The 18,457-nt window shown below is 42.6% G+C and carries 15 protein-coding genes; 7 read left to right on the top strand and 8 right to left on the bottom strand.

What is annotated here, in order from left to right; translation table 11 throughout:
• Window positions 1–195 precede the first annotated feature (195 nt).
• From A3775_RS09220 to A3775_RS09205, 4 genes are all read left to right on the top strand, one after another.
• The gene (locus A3775_RS09220) at window positions 196–2,208 is read left to right on the top strand and encodes a GspE/PulE family protein (RefSeq protein ID WP_066381872.1); all 2,013 of its coding nucleotides are present in this window, start codon (window positions 196–198) and stop codon (window positions 2,206–2,208) included.
• Window positions 2,209–2,306: 98 nt separating this feature from the next.
• The gene (locus A3775_RS09215; RefSeq protein ID WP_066424667.1) at window positions 2,307–3,422 is read left to right on the top strand and encodes a type IV pilus twitching motility protein PilT; all 1,116 of its coding nucleotides are present in this window, start codon (window positions 2,307–2,309) and stop codon (window positions 3,420–3,422) included.
• A 91-nt stretch (window positions 3,423–3,513) separates the two neighbouring features.
• Window positions 3,514–4,737, top strand: coding sequence for a type II secretion system F family protein (locus A3775_RS09210; protein WP_066381881.1), 1,224 nt, complete (start codon window positions 3,514–3,516; stop codon window positions 4,735–4,737).
• Between the two features lie 190 nt (window positions 4,738–4,927).
• On the top strand, window positions 4,928–5,482 hold the full coding sequence (locus tag A3775_RS09205) for a hypothetical protein (RefSeq protein WP_066424665.1): 555 nt from the start codon (window positions 4,928–4,930) through the stop codon (window positions 5,480–5,482).
• On the opposite strand, the gene A3775_RS09200 is transcribed toward A3775_RS09205, so the two are convergent.
• On the bottom strand, window positions 5,479–6,117 hold the full coding sequence (locus A3775_RS09200; RefSeq protein WP_066424671.1) for a phosphoribosylanthranilate isomerase: 639 nt from the start codon (window positions 6,115–6,117) through the stop codon (window positions 5,479–5,481). The genes A3775_RS09205 and A3775_RS09200 overlap by 4 nt on opposite strands.
• 31 nt (window positions 6,118–6,148) lie before the next feature.
• The gene (locus A3775_RS09195) at window positions 6,149–6,790 is read right to left on the bottom strand and encodes a Uma2 family endonuclease (protein WP_066424663.1); all 642 of its coding nucleotides are present in this window, start codon (window positions 6,788–6,790) and stop codon (window positions 6,149–6,151) included.
• A gap of 573 nt (window positions 6,791–7,363) precedes the next feature.
• On the opposite strand from A3775_RS09195, the gene psaK (A3775_RS09190) reads away from it, so the two are divergent.
• Window positions 7,364–7,615 carry a photosystem I reaction center subunit PsaK gene (gene psaK, locus A3775_RS09190; RefSeq protein WP_066424669.1) on the top strand — a complete coding sequence of 84 codons (252 nt, stop codon included), beginning with the start codon at window positions 7,364–7,366 and terminating at the stop codon, window positions 7,613–7,615.
• A 243-nt stretch (window positions 7,616–7,858) separates the two neighbouring features.
• On the top strand, window positions 7,859–8,137 hold the full coding sequence (psaK, locus tag A3775_RS09185) for a photosystem I reaction center subunit PsaK (RefSeq protein ID WP_197480119.1): 279 nt from the start codon (window positions 7,859–7,861) through the stop codon (window positions 8,135–8,137).
• Window positions 8,138–8,268: 131 nt separating this feature from the next.
• Here the strand turns inward: psaK (A3775_RS09185) and A3775_RS09180 are convergent, their stop codons facing one another.
• The 4 genes from A3775_RS09180 to pilM all read right to left on the bottom strand — a co-directional run bounded on the left by A3775_RS09180 (window position 8,269) and on the right by pilM (window position 13,463).
• Window positions 8,269–10,659, bottom strand: a complete 2,391-nt coding sequence (locus A3775_RS09180) for a type IV pilus secretin family protein (protein WP_066424661.1) — start codon at window positions 10,657–10,659, stop codon at window positions 8,269–8,271.
• Between the two features lie 173 nt (window positions 10,660–10,832).
• Window positions 10,833–11,591 (bottom strand): pilus assembly protein PilO, encoded by a 759-nt coding sequence (locus tag A3775_RS09175; protein ID WP_066424659.1) that lies wholly within the window; start codon window positions 11,589–11,591, stop codon window positions 10,833–10,835.
• Window positions 11,588–12,352, bottom strand: coding sequence for a PilN domain-containing protein (locus A3775_RS09170; RefSeq protein WP_066424657.1), 765 nt, complete (start codon window positions 12,350–12,352; stop codon window positions 11,588–11,590). Before A3775_RS09170 ends, A3775_RS09175 begins: the two co-directional genes overlap by 4 nt.
• Window positions 12,353–12,356: 4 nt before the next feature.
• A complete protein-coding gene (gene pilM, locus A3775_RS09165) occupies window positions 12,357–13,463 on the bottom strand; it encodes a type IV pilus assembly protein PilM (protein WP_066381893.1) in 1,107 nt (368 codons plus the stop codon).
• A gap of 145 nt (window positions 13,464–13,608) precedes the next feature.
• Between pilM and A3775_RS09160 the strand changes: the two genes are divergently transcribed.
• Window positions 13,609–14,907, top strand: coding sequence for a sugar ABC transporter substrate-binding protein (locus A3775_RS09160; RefSeq protein WP_066424655.1), 1,299 nt, complete (start codon window positions 13,609–13,611; stop codon window positions 14,905–14,907).
• A 26-nt stretch (window positions 14,908–14,933) separates the two neighbouring features.
• Here the strand turns inward: A3775_RS09160 and A3775_RS25015 are convergent, their stop codons facing one another.
• Together A3775_RS25015 and A3775_RS09150 are read right to left on the bottom strand one after the other, a co-directional pair.
• The gene (locus A3775_RS25015) at window positions 14,934–16,928 is read right to left on the bottom strand and encodes an MASE1 domain-containing protein (RefSeq protein ID WP_066424653.1); all 1,995 of its coding nucleotides are present in this window, start codon (window positions 16,926–16,928) and stop codon (window positions 14,934–14,936) included.
• 91 nt (window positions 16,929–17,019) lie between these two features.
• Window positions 17,020–18,282 carry a folylpolyglutamate synthase/dihydrofolate synthase family protein gene (locus A3775_RS09150; RefSeq protein ID WP_066424651.1) on the bottom strand — a complete coding sequence of 421 codons (1,263 nt, stop codon included), beginning with the start codon at window positions 18,280–18,282 and terminating at the stop codon, window positions 17,020–17,022.
• Window positions 18,283–18,457 lie beyond the last annotated feature (175 nt).

Genomic DNA, 18,457 nt, shown 5'->3' with positions numbered 1-18,457 from the left:
CCCTGCCTCCCCTGCTCCCCTGCCTCCCCTGCTCCCCTGCCTCCCCTGCCTCCCCTGCCTCCCCTGCTCCCCTGCCTCCCCTACTCCCGGACACACTTCCAAGTTTTCACCTGAATTTACGTGGTTTCCATGAAAATTCTGTGGCTCAGGTTGGGAATACTCTAAGCAGAGGTTTTCCCTACTCATGGCTCACCTATGACTCAATCCTCACCACAACGCCGCAGCACTGCACTCACTACAAGAACCGAGTTTTCGCCTTTTGGGAACAAGCTAGTACAATCTGGCTATGTAAATACCGACCAAATGAGACAGGCACTGATTGAAAGTCGCAAGTCTGGTAGACCCTTGACAGAAGTTCTGGAGTCAATGACTGGGCGACAATTATCACCTGAATTTCTCAGACAATACAAGAAACAGCAATTATTTGAACTAAAAATACTATACGGTGTTGAATTCCTTGACCCAGAGGTTAACAATATCGGTAACACGATGGTGGCGAACCTCATCGATACCCTAATCCCGGTAGATATCTGTCGTCGCCATCGTTTAGTACCACTATCGAGAAATGATGAACACAAACCGCCTAGTGTTTTAGTGGCGATGGTTGCTCCTGACAATTTAGAAGCTTCGGATGACCTTAACCGGATTTTGCGTCCACAAGGTTTAGCATTACAGCGCATGGTGATTACTCAGGAGGATTACCAACAGCTCATCAACCAATATTTGGATGACTTGGCTGTGCGCCAAAAGCACATAGAACAAGAAAAATTTACAGATATTAATCAAGATTTAGAAAATCTCGGTAATCTCAATATCGAAGATGCTCCTGAAGAAATGGAGGCTGATTTAGGAGCAGCAATGAAGGGTGCAGAGGATGCACCAGTTATCAATCTTGTGAATAGAATCCTAGCAAAAGCTTTGCATGAGAAGGTTTCTGATATCCACGTTGAACCACAAGAAGAAAACCTCCGCATCCGCTTCCGCAAGGACGGTGTATTGCGGGAAGCTTTCGACCCCCTACCGAAAAAAATCATCCCCGCAGTTACAGCCCGATTTAAAATTATCTCTAACTTGGATATTGCTGAAAGGCGTTTACCCCAAGACGGGCGGATCAGACGGATGTTTGAGGGACGGAAAGTCGATTTCCGGGTGAATACTCTGCCGAGTCGCTACGGTGAAAAGGTTTGTCTGCGGATTCTGGATAACTCTGCTACTCAATTGGGATTAGATAAGTTAATTACTGACCCGGAAACGTTGCAGATTGTTAAGGATATGGTCAGCAAGCCTTTCGGGTTGATTTTGGTGACTGGGCCTACGGGTTCTGGTAAAACAACTTCGCTGTATTCGGCACTGTCAGAAAAGAACTCACCGGGAATTAATATCAGTACGGTAGAAGACCCAATTGAATACAGTTTACCGGGGATTACCCAAGTACAGGTAATTCGGGAAAAAGGGCTGGATTTTGCCACGGCGTTGCGGGCGTTTTTGCGACAAGATCCGGATGTGCTATTGGTGGGTGAAACGCGAGATAAAGAAACAGCCAAAACAGCGATTGAAGCTGCTTTGACTGGTCACTTAGTGTTAACTACTTTACATACCAATGATGCTCCTGGTGCGATCGCGCGTTTGGGAGAAATGGGCATTGAGCCGTTCATGGTTTCTAGTTCTTTGATTGGTGTGTTAGCTCAACGCTTGGTGCGGCGTGTCTGTTCTGATTGTCGTATTCCTTACACTCCGACACCGGAAGAGTTAGCACGTTATGGGATGTCTGCATCTCAAGAAGTCGGCGTTACCTTCTATAAGGCTAATACCATACCATCCGAAGCGATCGCTGACGCTAAGGCCCAAAATCAGCTTTGCCCAAGTTGTAATGGTGTCGGCTACAAAGGACGCTGTGGTGTTTATGAAGTCATGCGGATTAGTGAAAACTTACAAACTTTAATCAACGAAGAAGCACCCACAGAACGCATCAAGGAAGTAGCCGTAGAAGAAGGCATGAAAACCTTGCTGGCTTACAGTCTGGACTTAGTACGCCAAGGTGCTACGACTCTAGAAGAGGTAGAACGGGTGACATTCACAGATACAGGTTTAGAAGCTGAATTAAAAGCCAAGCGTAAGAGTGGACTTACCTGCCGCAGTTGTAATGCCATCTTACAACCCGAATGGTTGGATTGTCCCTACTGTATGACACCTCGGTTTGTGGATTAGTAATTAATAATTCAAACGTGCTTAATCACAACCTGACGATAGTCAAGAGTTTTTACTTTGGACGATGGATTGAATAAATAACAAAAGGGAGCAGAACTATGGAATTGATGATTGAAGACTTGATGGAACAAATGATTGAAATGGGTGGTTCGGATATGCACTTATCCGCCGGATTACCTCCCTATTTCCGCATCAGTGGCAAACTCACACCCATAGGCGATGAGCCATTAACAACTGATCAATGCCAAAGATTAATTTTTAGTATGCTCAATAATACCCAGCGTAAAACCTTAGAACAAACCTGGGAATTAGATTGTTCCTATGGTGTTAAAGGTTTAGCACGTTTTCGGGTGAACGTTTATAAAGAGCGTGGTGCCTATGCCGCTTGTTTACGCGCGCTCAGTTCCAAAATTCCTAATTTTGAAAAATTAGGGTTACCAGATGTTGTCAGAGAAATGTGTGATAAACCCAGAGGATTAATTCTGGTGACAGGCCCTACTGGTTCAGGTAAAACCACTACACTGGCGGCAATGATTGACTTGATTAACCGCACAAAAGCCGAGCATATTTTAACAGTAGAAGACCCGATTGAATTTGTCTACGAACCAATTAAAAGTCTAGTTCACCAACGACAATTGGGTGAGGATACCAAGAGTTTTGCTAATGCCTTAAAAGCATCCCTCCGAGAAGATCCAGATATTATTCTGGTGGGAGAAATGCGAGATTTAGAAACAATTTCTTTGGCGATTTCGGCAGCAGAAACAGGACATTTAGTGTTTGGCACACTACACACCAGTTCAGCCGCGCAAACTGTAGACCGGATTATTGATGTTTTCCCCCACGAAAAACAAACTCAAGTCCGGGTACAATTATCTAACTCTTTAGTCGCAGTATTTAGCCAAACATTAGTACCCAAGAAAAATCCTAAACCCGGTGAATTTGGTCGGATTATGGCGCAAGAAATTATGATTGTTACTCCCGCTATTTCTAACTTAATTCGTGAAGGGAAAACATCACAAATTTACTCGGCAATTCAAACTGGCGGTAAATTAGGAATGCAGACTTTAGAAAAGGTTTTGGCAGACTATTACAAAGCTGGAATCATCTCTTTTGAAGCCGCTATGTCTAAAACTTCTAAACCAGATGAAATTCAACGCCTCATTGGCCCATCAGCTTCACAAGCAGCCAAAGCTGGTGCTGTAAAAGCACATTAGTCATTAGCCATTAGTCATTAGTCATTAGTCAATTGCTATATGGACTATGGACTATTGACTAAATTATTAATTTTTAATTTTAAATTGAATTATGCCAACATTTGTTGCCCGTGTTCGGGATTCACAAGGAAAAACTAGGAGCGAAAAAGTTGTTGCCGAATCCTTGGCAGATGCTCGCAGCAATCTTAGAGACAAAGGTTTTGTAGTTCAAGAAATTAAGCAGTCTCAAAGTTTCTCGGCGAATTTTGATTTTGAAAAATTACAGACTTCTTTTGTCAAAGTTACTGTTAAAGAAAAAGCGGTTTTTTCCCGACAACTGGCTACTTTGGTAAATGCGGGTGTTGCCATTGTCCGAGGGCTAGGTGTGTTAGCTGATCAGTGTGAGAATAAGAAACTAAAACAGGCTCTAATTGATATTAGCAACGATGTTCAAAGTGGTGTGAATTTGTCAGATGCTATGCGTAAGCATCCTGACTGTTTTGATGGTTTATATGTCAGTATGATTCAGGCTGGTGAGGTGGGTGGTGTTCTCGATGAAGTGCTAAATCGCCTAGCTAAGTTATTAGAAGATATGGCGAGATTACAGAACCAAATTAAATCAGCCTTGGCTTATCCGGTGGTTGTTGGTATTTTGGCTACTGGTATTTTTGTGGGAATGACTGTTTTTCTCATCCCGATTTTTGCGAGAATTTTCGTAGAATTAGGCACAGAATTACCGGCACTAACTCAATTTTTAATGACTTGTAGCGAAATTTTGAGAAGTTGGCGTTCCTTACTGATTGTTGGTACTATTGTAGGTTTGAAATTTGCCTATACACAGTATTATAAAACCCGTGTTGGTAAAGAAACAATTGACCGTCTTTCTTTAAAAATGCCTTTGTTTGGTGACTTGATTCAAAAATCTTCAGTTGCGCGGTTTAGTCGGACTTTTGGTTCTTTGACTCGTTCTGGTGTACCTATTCTGACATCTTTGGAAATTGTGCGAGATACATCAGGGAATCAGGTGGTTGCTAATGCTATTGATGCAGCGCGAGCCGAAATTCAACAAGGTGGTATGATTAGTCTAGCTCTACAAAAAGAGCAAGTTTTTCCACCAATGGCAATTCAAATGATTAGTATTGGCGAAGAAACTGGGGAGTTAGATGGAATGTTGATGAAAATTGCTGACTTCTATGAGGATGAAGTAGAACAAGCTGTAAAAGCATTAACCAGCGTTTTAGAACCAATTATGATTTTGGTTTTGGGGGGTATGGTGGGTACAATTTTGCTGTCGATGTATCTACCTTTATTTAAGGTATTTGAAAAGTTGGGATAGGTGGCTGTACTCCAATTCAAAAATTAAAGTTCAAAACATCAGACTAATTAATTTAAAATTTCTCTATTTTCTATTATCTGAATTAAGGATTTTAGATTTGAATTGGAGCGATTGAAATAAGTTAATTTACAGCAGACTTTTCAGTGGTTTTATTAATTTTGAATTTTGAATGAGAGAATTTTGAATTTTTATGCCTGTGCAGAAATCTTACTATGAGGCCAGCTTGGCAGAGTATAGCAATCATCTCCAAGCGATCGCACTACTCAAGCAACACCGTCCATACTTGGAATTAATTCCCAGTCTACGCCGTCCAGATGAAAGCTTGATTACTATCCCTCTGCCAATAGTTCGTTTACGTCATGCTGCATCTGCAACTACACAGGCAATCTGTCTCCCTTGTGATGTCGCAATTTTAATGTGTGATCCAGAGTGGAAAATCAAAACTGGAGCCGAAATTTTAATTTTTATCCATCGTCCCCATGAAGACTTTTCTGATTTGTTGGGACGTTGGCGACAAACTCAGGTGTTCCTCAACCAAGACTATGAATGGTTGATGCCCCATCGTCACAGTCATATTTTAAGCGAAGGAGCTAATACTGTATATCCGTTATTTGTAGTGTTTAGCGAAACCTCAGAACGGATTCAACGGGGGCTTATCGGTGCAGAATTGCCGTTTGTGATTCAAACACCAGCTTTACAACTTTTAGATGAGAAAGATCAAGAGGGGCTAGAGGCTAGGGGTTAACTTGACTCCCGACTCGCCAATTTCTCAAACAGTAAGGCAACTTTCTTTAAATCTTTATCACCAGGTTTAACTTCTACACCGCTAGATAAATCAATACCATCGGGATGTAGCTGACTCAAGGCTGTTAAGATATTATCTGGCGTGAGTCCTCCCGCTAGTAACCAAGGGCAGCTAGGACGAAATTGCTCTAACATCTGCCAATCTAAAGTTTTACCTGTGCCTCCCAATTGTTGCGGATGATAGGCATCTAGTAATAAAGTATCTATAAATTCAGTGTAAATACTGGCTTGCTTCAGATGTTCTAAATTGCGAACTCTCAGAGCTTTAATGATTTCGACTGCTGGGAGAGCTTGACGCAACTGGTAACAAAATTCTGGGGTTTCATCTCCGTGTAATTGTACACCAGTTAATCCAGAATCAAGTACAATTTGACAAATTTCTGCAATTGTGATATTGGCAAAAACGCCAATTTTGTCAATGTGGGCTGGTAGTGGTGCGATCGCTCGCTGAATTTGTGCTGGGGTAAGGTAACGCGGCGAAGCAGGTACACAGATAAATCCTAACGCCGTTGCGCCTAGAGTGGCGATCGCCTGTGCTTGTTCTGGGTTAGTAATACCGCAAATTTTCACACGCATAGACATTTTTATATTAGTGATTACTACTGGATTACTGCACTGTAGCAATTTTATCTCGCACCCAAGCACGAAAAGCACGAGTAGTAGAGACTTCCCCATTCTGTTTAGCGGCGACAAGAAACTGGGGGATTTCCCTGACTGGTACTGGTGCAAAAGTCAAGCTGATTTCGGCTTCTGAATATTGCCCCTCTACAAGCGTATAAATTCTTAACGTACTGCCGTTATAACGCCAAAACTCAGGCACTCCCATCGCTGCATACAGCTTGAGCTTATCTATCGCCGAACGAGAATATTCGACTTCTAGCACCAAATCAGGCGGTGGGTCAATGGCTAGGTCAATATTTTCTTTATTTCTGACTAAAGCTTCATTTTGGATGTAATAGCTACTATCTGGCTCTGCTCCCCGTTTTAAATCATCCCGCGTTAAAGTTAAAGAGCCAGAACGTTTAATTTCTAAACCCAATTCTTCGCACAGAACAAATACAAAACCTTCAATTAGGCGGTTTGAGTTTTCGTGTAGTATTAGAGGAGTCATAATTTCTACTGTTCCATTGTCGTAAGCCAGTCGGTAGCTGCGTTCTGTACCCATCTCCGCTAACATAGTTTTAAACGTTTGCCAGCTAATGTTGTAGAGTAAACTTCTAGTCTCTGCTATTTGTGCGATCGCTACCATAATTGATTTCTCCCCAAAATATTGGCTTTACACACATCTTGCACCTGTTTCTTGATGATAATGTTTGTAGGGTGGGCATTGCTTGGAAGTTGCTCAAAGCTTTAGTTTTACCTTGTTAGGTGTGCATCGCCTTAAGCTTATTGAGAATGGTGCAAGATATAACGCTTTTCTCCTTCTAAACCCCATCATAGAGCCGGAAACAAGAGGTTCTAAGCTGATTTTGATTCAGGACTGACGCAACTAGCATATTAGTAGGGTGCGTGGCAAGCCTTAAATATTGCATTAAAACTCTCTTGTGGTACGGGCTTCTAGCCCGTCCGGTGCAGGCTAGAAGCCCGCACCACAAAAACTATATTTTTGCACTACTTTAGCCTTGCCACGCTAGTAGGGTGCGTCAGATATCAAAAATACGTTTATTGACAGCATTTAAACAGTCTGACGCACCCTACGAGACATCTGTAATGGGACACTTGCGTAAGTCCTATGGTTGATGAATTTCGGTTGTGTCCTAACAAACTCTATAATTTTCTAGGTCTAGTTTTACCTCGACCTTTATATTTAGGAGAAAAAAGCTTGATTACATCTTTATTAGCTGCTGCTGCATCTGTACCCGTAACTCCCGAATGGAGTCCTACCGTAGCCATTATTATCAGTGCTAGCAGTGTAGTAGCTCTTTTACTAACTCTCAAAATTGATCAGCCCCAAGTCGGCCCGAAATTACCTGGACTACCCTTAAGTCTCGGTGCATTTATCGGTGCAATGGCTTTTGGTCATGTTATCGGTATTGGTATTGTCTTGGGACTAACTAATATCGGTCGTCTGTAAATTGGGATATCAGCAAGACGCTTTAATTTGACCTCTACCCCTCTCCGACGCGGAGAGGGGAGTTAAAAGCTAAGTTGATGAAAATACTTTTATCCCATATAGAGACGTTGCATGCAACGTCTCTACAGTGTGCGATATCTAAACCTTTCTTTTGAGAGAGGATTATACAACTTCTGCAAGCGGAGTATTGAGGTGGCTGTTAACTGACGGCTAAATCTTATGACTCATGCAGGAGAAAAAACTATGTTGTCATCAATAATATTTGCAGTCCAAGTTACTGTTCCTAACACCGGGACAACTTGGAACTGGACAGGAACACCTATTATTATTGGTAGTTGTTTATTAGTTTTGCTAATTGCTGGCTGGTCAATTGAGGAACCCCATGTAGGCCCGAAAATGCCTTTACCTTTCCCATCATTGTTTAATAATCCCAGTGTTGGCACTTTCTTAGCAGCTATGAGTTTTGGTCATCTCATTGGTGTTGCTGCTGTTTTGGGCTTGACTAATCTCGGTGTGATTTAATTTGCAGCGATTTTCAGAATCTTGTAGAGACGTTGCATGCAACGTCTCTACATTGGTAGGATATAACGAAAAAATACCACAAGACTGAAAAGCCTGTGGTTTCAAATAATTATCTATCCCTAACTCGTGACTTATCGCCGGGGTGTACCTAAACCACGACGCTCAAGCATTTGCCGCACCTGTGGGCTAGGTGTATAGTTATAGCCGTAAGCTGAGTTTTCTGAGTCATCCATCACTTGAGGTGTTAGTAATACAATTACCTCTCTGCGTTCATTGGTTCTGTTTGTTCTTCTAAACAATGAACCAATTAGCGGAATATCACCCAAAATGGGAATCTTAGATACACTTGTTCTATCTTGGTCTTGAATAATACCTGAAAGAATTAATGTCTGGCCATCTCTGAGCCGAATCAAACCAGAATTTAGGGAGCGTTCAGAGACTAAAAAGATTGTTTGGTTATTACCGGAAACATTGATCTGAGCAGAAGATTGGGGTGCTTTGACAACAGGCGCAACTGATAAAGAAACAAAACCATTGTCATCAATGCGCTCAATTTTCACAGCCAGAGTTAAACCTACATCTGTTTTCTCAGCCGTAACCGTTTGTACAGAAGTACCATCCCCACGAGTTGTTTCACTCTTGACGTTTCCAACCACTTCTTGCGTGAGCTTGACATTAGCCTCTTGCCCTTCTTGTACAATTAAGGTGGGGTCAGTTAAAATTTTGGCGTTGCCATTTGTTACTTGAGCTTGCAAGCTAGCTAAAAGACGTTTGGGGAATTGGTAAAGACTGGGTAAACTGTATGTGTATCTAGCAGGAGTACCACCAGTCACTTGACGCGCAAATCGAGTTGGTTCACCAGTCACAGGGTCAAACTCTACTGGTACAGCAGTAACTGTTCCTGGAGTTGCTTCAGTAAATTCTGTCAGCCCTGGTTGTGTGGGGTCAGTGCTTATACCAGCACTAGGTACTCCTGTATTTGGATTGTTTGGATTTCGGAAAATATTGGTACTACTAAGTGGATTGGCGGTTGTTGGTGTACTGGTTACGCTATTTCTCACGTCAGTAGCAGAGGGTGGTCTAGAACCGCCAAAATTTAGAGATGCTGCACCGCCATCAACAGAGAAATAATTGTTACCAACCCCAAAAGCAAAACTGCTGTTATACAGTTGGTCTCCTGTCAGGTTAACATCGACAATTTTGACATTAACCACCACTTGACGACGACGAATATCAAGCTGAGTTAATTGAGTTATTGCCATCTCAACTAACCTGGGAGTTCCAATCAAAGTCAGTGCATTGGTGCGCTCGTCTCCTAATGCTTGTAACCCTCTCAGTAAAGGCTTCGAGTCTTGAAAATCAATCCGTTGAGTTTCAACTCTAGTTTCTGTAGTTGTCTGGGTTTGGGTAATAGGTGCAACTCCAGTACCCACAGGGACAGCACTCACATTAGTCACTTGGCGTTCTCTGCTGACAGCAGTTTCCGCACCTAAGCCAACTAGAAAATTTAACGCGACTCCCACATTTACCTGATTCAGCCTTAAGCTACGCATGACTATATCACGGGTAGAGTTAGGTAGCTTCGGCCCTACAAATATAGTTCTATTACTGCGGTTAGCTTCTAAACCACTCAGACGCAAAACGTAGTTAAATACATCTTGCACTGGCTCATTTTCGATATCTAAAGAGATGGTTTGCTGAGTTGCCTGTCCTTGTGTACCCCCTTCTCCACCTATATAAGCTAAGTTGAGATTAGCAGCACGAGCCAACAACGATAAAACCTCACGCACTGGTGCATCCCGCAACACCAAGCGGGGAACACGTTCTTGAGTACCTAAATCAATGGTGCTAGGAGACGCATCTGTGGCAGAAATGGCAATGTCTCCAACTGGGGGGGCGACGGCTCTAGGTAAGAATGGGGGGGCTTGGCTGACGGGTTGACCTACTCCCGCAGGTTGGGCTGGTTTACCATCAATTGTGATTTCTGGGTTGGGTACAAGCACATTTGGCACTGCACCGGGTTGAGCCTGTGCAGATGTAGGTGGTGTTGTAGATGTGGGTGGGTTTGTAGATACTGGTGGTGTGGGGATATTTGGGGCTGATGCTGCGGTTCCGGTTGATGGCGTGTAACTCAGGGTAATTGCTTCTGGTTTTCTGACTACAGGTTGACCACTGGGTGCATCATTATTACCAGTGACTATGACTCTGATACTATTAGCATCGAGTTGAACAACTTCAACTGAGACAATTCCCGGCGCAGGATTTTCTTGACGGAAATTTTTGCCTTCTGGTAAACGCAGTTGTGTGTTGATAATATCTGAAACTAAAGCGTTGCCTCTTTTTGTGGTAAAAATTTGGGGACGCGAACCGGCAGAAGTTTTTAATATCAGGCTAACTCCCCCATTGACGGGGTTTAGCTTGACTTCATTAACTTGTGTAACTTGTGCTAATACTGGTTGGGCTGCTAGAAACGACAAAGCCGCAGCACCCAATATAAAATTATTACCGTGAAGCTGTTTCACAGTTCATTCCTCACCTAATAAGCAATTCAAAATTCAAAATTAGGGACTGGGGACTGGGGACTGGGGACTGGGGACTGAGTAAGAGTTTTTCTCCTCATCTCCCTCATCTCCCTCATCTCCCTCATCTCCCTCATCTCCCTCATCTCCCTCATCTCCCTCATCCCCCTCATCCCCTATTTCTTGGGTTCTGCTGCTGCTGCTGCTATTTCCTCTGGGTTCAGGGGCATCAGTGCTTGTAATTGAAAAGATGTTGTAATTGGTGCTGGCCCTATCCTCCGTATAGGTTTGCCGGATGGATCTGTTGCTTGGATGTTTGCTAGTGTTGATTGATAATCTCTGACTATTAGTAATGGCTGTAAACGCTCTATATTGCGAATAATCGCTTGGGTTTGTTCGTAAGTACCAACGATTTCCACATTAACGCTAGCGCGTTTGAGTTTGCCGTTGACTGCTGCTCCTAGAGAATTATCGGTGACAACTTCTGGTTTTTGTGTGACTGGTACAAACTTTTGTAGTTTGGCTCTGACTGCATTTACAGGAATTTGACTATTTCCAGATTCAACTAAACGATTGATATCCAAAAGTAGGGTATCTAAGGTTTTTTCATCGGAAAATAAAGCTAAAATCTGTTGTTTTTGCTGCTTGGCTTGGGCTAAGTCTTGTTTGATTTTGCCAATTTGTCTGACAGTGGCTTGCTTTTGCTGGATTTGTCCTTGTAAATCGTTGTTTTGTGCTTGTTTTTGTTGATAGCTTTCCCAAGCTGGCATTACCATGTTAAGCAGCATATACATGGCTCCTGCTATACCTAAGACTCCGACGACTATACCGATGATTTTCGGGGTAAAGGTGACACCAAAAACCACAGGGTAAGCGGGTGCGGCTTCTAAGTCTCCGGCGTGTTCGGCAAAATTTAAATCATCACTCAGCGTCATTTTGTAATGACTCCTGTTTGTTGCATACTGCGAATCCGGGTTACTAATCCCACTGTGCCTTTTTGTTCTAATTCTCTGATTAACTCAGAGGCGGGAACATCACTCAGGCTGGATTGTATTGTATATTTTACTACTTGAGGAGGCTTAATTGCTACACCATTTTTAGTAGGAGTTGCTGGTATGGGTGCATCTACTAGGGCGGCTGTAGTGATTCGGCCGTCAGAGGACTTGAAGAACCGGGACTGTTGCAGGCTTAACAAGAAGTCATTGACATCGTTAAAAGAGCGAGCCAAGCCGGTGATTTCTATACCACCTGCGGGGTTAGAGGCGGGTTTTCCTTCGGCTGGGGGAGTTGGTGGAATTTGCCTGATATTCTCAATCTGTACGGTGGCGGGGATGCGATCGCGCAAATCTTGCAACATCGCCGACCAAGGTCTAATCTGGTCAAATACACTGACTAAACTTTGTGTTTCGGCTTTAATAGTATTAATGTCGCCCTTGATTTTGTTTATATTGCCGATTTCCGCATCTAACTTTTTGCCTTCTTCTTCTAGTTGGGCGATCGCTTGCTCTAGTTTAGTATTTTCTGTCTGCAAGAACCACAACCCACCTCCTACCAACAGAGGAAAACATAAACCCAGCCCCACCCCAAGATACACGGGAGTTAAATCCCCTGTGGGCAGTTTCAGTCCTGATTTTTTATCAGCTTTCGGCTGGTAAGCCGGACGGTCTTTAAGAAAGTTAATATCTAAACTGTACATTTACTTAAATCTCCCGCATCCCTAAACCAAGGATTATCCCTAAACCAGACCTTTGTGTGATCGGGTACTTTTCTTCATCTACTTCTAAGGATAAACACCCTATCGGATCTATTTGGCTAGTAGGTATACCGAGTCTTTGTGTAAAGAACTCATCTAATTGTTGTAATCCGCCTCCGGGGCCAGCTAATAAAATTTGTGCTACTTCTATATTTTCACTTTGATTGAGGTAAAAATCTATAGAACGGCGTAGCTCATCTGAGAGTTCTCCCAAAACTCGCAAAAGTCCAGCCATACCTGGGTCATTGGCTGTCATCCCGGTTTTATCACTATCTACGGGAGTTACAGGAATTGTGATATCATATAACATCTCCATATCCCGTGATACCGGTTGACTATTGACCCTGGCTAGGGGCATTTGGATTTGATAAGTCCCTATCGGTACTGTCCGGGAAAATTGCGGTACACCATTGACAATAATCGCGATTTCTGTACTATCAAACTCTATATCCACTAACACAGCTGCTTCTTGTGGACTTAAGTCTCGCAGATAGCGATCGCGAATTATCCGAATCAAGGCAAAACTGTTAATCTCTAAAACATCAATTTGTAATCCTGCTTGCTCAAACGTACTAATATATGTATCTGTCACCTCCTTACGGGTAGCAACTAACAGTACATGTACCTTTTCAATGCCATCCTCATCTACAAAGTACCCAAGTTTTTGATAATCTACATCAGCTTCTTCGCGGGGATAAGGTAAATACAATCCTGCTTCGTGATTTAACACCATCTCCCGCAGTTCTTTGTCATCCAACTCGGCTGGTACAGGTATGATTCGGACAATTGATTCCCGTCCGGGAACACCAGTGGCCACTCGTGAAGTCTTAATTTTACTTTCAGCCAAAGCTTGCTGAATTAGTTGCGCCATTGCTGGGGTGTCAGTGATTTGGCCATCGGTGACAATTCCTTCGGGAACTGGTACCGATATGAAAGATTCGAGTTTCAAGCCTTGACGCTGCTTGCGTAGTTGCACTACATTCACTCGTTCTGGTGCTATTTCAACTCCCACCCTGCTTTGAGATTTACCAAACAGACTATTGAAACTTTTCACCGCTTTTATGCCCAATGGACTGCTAATTGTTAAAACTTAAATCTTACTCAAGAATATTATCCGTATTGGGTAATTGATTTAGCCTATAATCTCGACAATTCTGCATAAGCTTCTGCCCCTAATCAAGCGTAAAAATACTGGTAAGATGATACAATTGCAAAAATTTAAACAACTGGTTGCCTGGATGCTGTTAGGATTACTGACCAGTTGGATGGTTAGTTGCAGTACAGGAAATGTGACTACAAAAACTCAACAAACTGCTGCGGGAACAGCAAACATTGAGTTTTGGACAATGCAACTCCAACCTCAATTTACTAACTACTTCCAGAGTTTAATTGCCACATTTGAAACACAAAATCCAGGTATAAAGGTTAACTGGGTTGATGTCCCTTGGGCAGCAATGGAAAACAAAATTTTAACAGCTGTCTCCGCAAAAACGCCACCAGATGTTGTTAACCTTAATCCAGATTTTGCTTCTCAATTAGCAGGTCGGAATGCTTGGTTAGACTTAGATGCAAAAGTCCCAGCACAAGCACGTTCCTCCTATTTACCAAATATTTGGCAAGCAAGCACACTCAATGGCAAAAGTTTTGGTATTCCTTGGTACCTCACCACAAGGTTAACTATTTATAACACTGATTTATTAAAACAGGCAGGTATAAGTAACCCACCGACTACTTACGCAGAATTAGCACAAGCGGCGCAGCAAATTAAAGAGAAAACTGGAAAATATGCGTTTTTTGTGACTTTTGTCCCCCAGGATTCCGCAGAAGTTCTACAATCATTTGTGCAGATGGGAGTCACCCTAATAGATACTCAAGGTAAAGCGGCTTTTAATACGCCTGAAGGGAAAGCAGCATTTCAGTATTGGGTGGAACTTTACAAAAAAGGGTTATTACCTAAAGAAGCATTAACTCAAGGCCATCGCCACGCCATAGATTTATACCAATCTGGCGAGACAGCATTATTAGCTTCAGGGCCGGAATTTCTGAAAACGATTGCTAACAACGCGCCTAAAATCGCTCAAGCTTCGGCGATCGCACCCCAAATTACAGGCGATACCGGTAAGAAAAATGTGGCTGTGATGAATATCGTCATTCCCCGCGACACCAAAAACCCGGATGCGGCGGTGAAGTTTGCTTTATTCCTCACCAATGATGAAAATCAATTAGCTTTTGCTCAAGCTGCTAATGTTTTACCATCTACTAAAAAAGCCCTTGCTGACAGTTACTTTAAAGATGTTCCAGCTAATGCTACTACAGTAGAAAAAGCGAGAGTAGTTAGCGCACAACAACTACAACAAGCGGAAATCTTAACTCCGGCGTTGAAAGACATTAAAAAGTTGCAAAAAGCAATTTATGAGAACTTACAAGCCGCAATGTTAGGCGAAAAAACCGTAGATAAAGCCGTAGAAGATGCGGCGCAACAGTGGAATAATCGTTAGGGACTGGGTATTGGGTATTGGGTTTGTTAAGTCAGTCTTTTAGCTGTGACAGGAATCTCAATCATAAACTTTGTACCTTGTCCCGGTGTGGACTCACACCAGAGTTTACCACCATGCTTATGATTGACAATTTGATAGCTCATATATAAACCCAAGCCTGTACCTTCGCCAACAGCTTTGGTGGTAAAAAAAGGATCAAATATTTTAGAGCGCATCTCTTCTGGAATACCGATGCCATTGTCACTAATCGTAATCATCACACGGTTGGTATGGATTTGACAAGTTTGAATCGATATGGTAGTGAGGTTAGCTGAAATATCTGAAAAGGAACGCCCTTGATCAGATGCTTCTAAAGCATCAATCGCATTGTTCAAAAGATTCATAAACACTTGATTAAGCGAGGCTGCATCACATTCTACCCGTGGTAAATCACCATATTCTTTAATCACCTGAATCTGTGGGCGATCGCCACTCCCTTGTAATCGATGTTGTAAAATCACCAAGGTACTATCAATACCTTGGTGAATGTCTACCGGCTTCCATTCTGCTTGATCCAAGCGTGAAAAGTTCCGCAGCGATAACACAATATGAGAGATGCGTTCAGTACCGCTTGTCATGGACTCCATAATCTTGGCTAAATCTAAGCGTATAAACTCCGGGTCAATTTCATCTAATTGCGCTTGTAGAGGTTGACTTGGATGTGGATATTGCTGTTGGTAAGCTTGCAATACTGTCAGCAAATCTTGGATATGTCCAGAAAGATGGCTTAAGTTACCATAAATGAAATTAATCGGGTTATTGATTTCATGGGCAACCCCTGCTACCATTTGTCCCAATGCAGACATTTTTTCACTATGAAGCATCTGTAATTGAGTTTTTTTCAGCTTTTCTAGAGTTTGCTGAAGAATAGTATTTTTCTCGTTTAATTCTTCAGTTCTCTGCTGCACTCGCACCTCTAGAGTTTCATTAGTTTGGGCTAATTCAGCAAAAGCTAGACGTAGCTTAGTTTGTGCTTGTGTGAGTTCGGCAATTGTCGCTGTTAGCACCAAAATGGTGAGTGTAATCACGGCAATAAACAATTGCAGTTGGATTAAAGATTGGTTGAGATTTTGACTAGCAAAACCACCTTTACCGTTGACAGTAGCAATGACGGCGATCGCAGCTACAATAAAAGTGAACAGCGTTGCACCCGGTTGACCCAATCGAAAGGCAGACCAAATCAACATCGGAATCAACATATACTCCAGATGATACCCGTCACCAAAAGCAACCTTGCTGATTAGAATTACCAACCCCATCAGGATAACTGACTCTACTACCACTAACCAGAATCGTAAAAAGTATGATTTGCCTGGGGAGTGTAAAGTCTGAGGCAAATTTTCATCATCCTCTGACATTGAACTCCGGGATAACAATGAAAAGATTAAATCTTGGTTTTTTTGAATAAATTGCCCAAAACTCAGCAAAATAGGGGTAACAATAAAAATACCTGAAACATTAGAAATCCACCAAGTTAACCAAACAGTTCCATAAGCAGAGAAGGGAACTTTCCCACTCAACGCCAAGCTAGCCACTCCCACAGTTGCATTGATTATCGGCCCTACCATCCCGGTGAAAATCAGAAATTTGAACACATCGGTAACACGTTCTAAGGGATAACGCAGGTTAGTAGTTTTGCGTAGCAGGAAAGCACCCAAAATAGTCCCTAAAGTCGTGCCGACGGCAATTAAGAAAACTGGTAGCGTTGAAATCAACAGGGATAAAAAACTAGATGAATCTCGGAACGCCCAAAAGTTGGCGAAAAATGAACCCAGCAAAACACCATACCCCATCCCGTTACCGAACAACAGCACAGCCCCAGCCGCAATGCCATCGGGAGGCCAAACAGGAGTTACATCTTGAGGCGTAGAGGCGAGATGGCGGGAAATTTCAGCCATTTCATAGTAGGCGAAGGCTAAAACAACGTTACCGCCAATTTGCCTGAGTGCATCCGGGAATATAGGGTTTTTTTGTTGAATCATCCGTTTAGTGGTTGTTTTATATCAATTTGTTTTATAAACCTAGAATGCCCTTTTCCTTTGACTTTGGAACATCACAACCAAGAAGGAATGATTACAAATGATTTTCAGCAATCTTTTCCAAAAAGTGACCGATTAAATATAAAGAACCGCATAAAACCACTAAGTTATCTGTGGTGTTAAAAGCTGCTTCTAGGGCTGATGATAAATCTAAGTAAGTCTCACAAGCACCTAAGTCTGAACAAATATTATTAGCTAGCTGGGCTAAATTTTCTGGATTAGCTGAACTATGGTCTGGTACTGGTACTAAATATAATTGTTCATCTGGACGCAGTAAAACTTGAAAAATATCAGCATGGTCTTTAGTAGATAACATACCCATCACCCAAGTGATATTTTGATAATTGAGACTATCTACATAATCGCGTAAAACTTTAGCGGCGGCTGGATTATGTGCGCCATCAATTAATAATTTCTGGCTGTGAAAATTTAGCCATTGCATCCGCCCAGGCCATTTAGTTTTAGCCATACCATTAATAATTGCATCTGGCGAAATTTGCCAACCTTTTTGTTGTAGAATTTCTAAAGTAGCTAAAGCCAAAGATGAATTATTTAATTGAATTTGTCCCGGTAAAGGTAAAGGATATTTAATTAAATTGCTATTTTGAATTGATTGATATTCTGCCCAACCTGGCTGTATTTCTCGTGCGGGTTGTGGAGTGATTAATGGACATTGTAATTCTTGAGCGCGCGATCGCACCACTTTCTCCGCATCCGGTGGTAACATTCCCATCACAGCCGGACACCCAGGCTTAAGAATACCAGCTTTTTCCCCGGCAATTTCCGCCACAGTATTACCTAACTGTTGCCAATGTTCCCGACTAATAGAAGTAATCACCGTCACCAGAGGTTCAGATATCACATTAGTAGCATCCAAACGTCCGCCTAAACCCACCTCTACCACAGCTAAATCAACTTGTTGCTGGGCAAAATATAACCAAGCAGCCGCAGTCACCACTTCAAATAAAGTCGGGTACTCATCAGAGTTGACAGCCGCCTTTACTTGTAGTAACAATTTGCAAAATTCCTCAGCAGAAATTTGCACTTCATTCAGACAAATACGTTCAGTCCAATTTACCAAATGGGGAGAAGTATAGCGTCCAGTACGATAACCCGCTTCAGTCAGAACAGAAGACAAATAAGCACAGACAGAACCTTTACCATTTGTGCCAGCAACATGAATGACTGGAACTTGATGATGCGGGTTGCCTAAATTAGCTAAAAGCCTATGAATACGGGAAAGTCCCAGGTTAACGCCAAAATGTTGAAATGGTTGGAGGAGAGAATTTATATTCACGAGTGGGGAATGGGGATGAGGGGGTGAGGGGGATGAGGGGGATGAGGGGGATGAGGGGGATGAGGGGGATGAGGGAGATGAGGGAGATGAGGAGAAGAACTCTTACTCAGTCCCCAGTCCCCAGTCCCCAGTCCCCAGTCCCCAGTCCCCAGTCCCCAGTCCCCAGTCCCCAGTC

The organism is Anabaena sp. 4-3 (assembly GCF_001597745.1).
In the GTDB taxonomy this organism is placed as follows: Bacteria; Cyanobacteriota; Cyanobacteriia; order Cyanobacteriales; family Nostocaceae; genus Trichormus.
This window is presented reverse-complemented; position numbering and strand designations above follow the sequence as displayed.

Bases quoted from the DNA above. Each gene is read 5' to 3' on its own strand.
- A3775_RS09220 (WP_066381872.1), top strand. From the start codon at position 196: ATGACTCAATCCTCACCACAACGCCGCAGCACTGCACTCACTACAAGA.
- A3775_RS25015 (WP_066424653.1), bottom strand. From the start codon at position 16,928: ATGATTCAACAAAAAAACCCTATATTCCCGGATGCACTCAGGCAAATT.
- A3775_RS09205 (WP_066424665.1), top strand. From the start codon at position 4,928: ATGCCTGTGCAGAAATCTTACTATGAGGCCAGCTTGGCAGAGTATAGC.
- A3775_RS09200 (WP_066424671.1), bottom strand. From the start codon at position 6,117: ATGCGTGTGAAAATTTGCGGTATTACTAACCCAGAACAAGCACAGGCG.
- A3775_RS09215 (WP_066424667.1), top strand. From the start codon at position 2,307: ATGGAATTGATGATTGAAGACTTGATGGAACAAATGATTGAAATGGGT.
- A3775_RS09175 (WP_066424659.1), bottom strand. From the start codon at position 11,591: ATGACGCTGAGTGATGATTTAAATTTTGCCGAACACGCCGGAGACTTA.
- psaK (WP_197480119.1), top strand. From the start codon at position 7,859: ATGTTGTCATCAATAATATTTGCAGTCCAAGTTACTGTTCCTAACACC.
- A3775_RS09195 (WP_066424663.1), bottom strand. From the start codon at position 6,790: ATGGTAGCGATCGCACAAATAGCAGAGACTAGAAGTTTACTCTACAAC.
- A3775_RS09210 (WP_066381881.1), top strand. From the start codon at position 3,514: ATGCCAACATTTGTTGCCCGTGTTCGGGATTCACAAGGAAAAACTAGG.
- A3775_RS09170 (WP_066424657.1), bottom strand. From the start codon at position 12,352: ATGTACAGTTTAGATATTAACTTTCTTAAAGACCGTCCGGCTTACCAG.
- A3775_RS09160 (WP_066424655.1), top strand. From the start codon at position 13,609: ATGATACAATTGCAAAAATTTAAACAACTGGTTGCCTGGATGCTGTTA.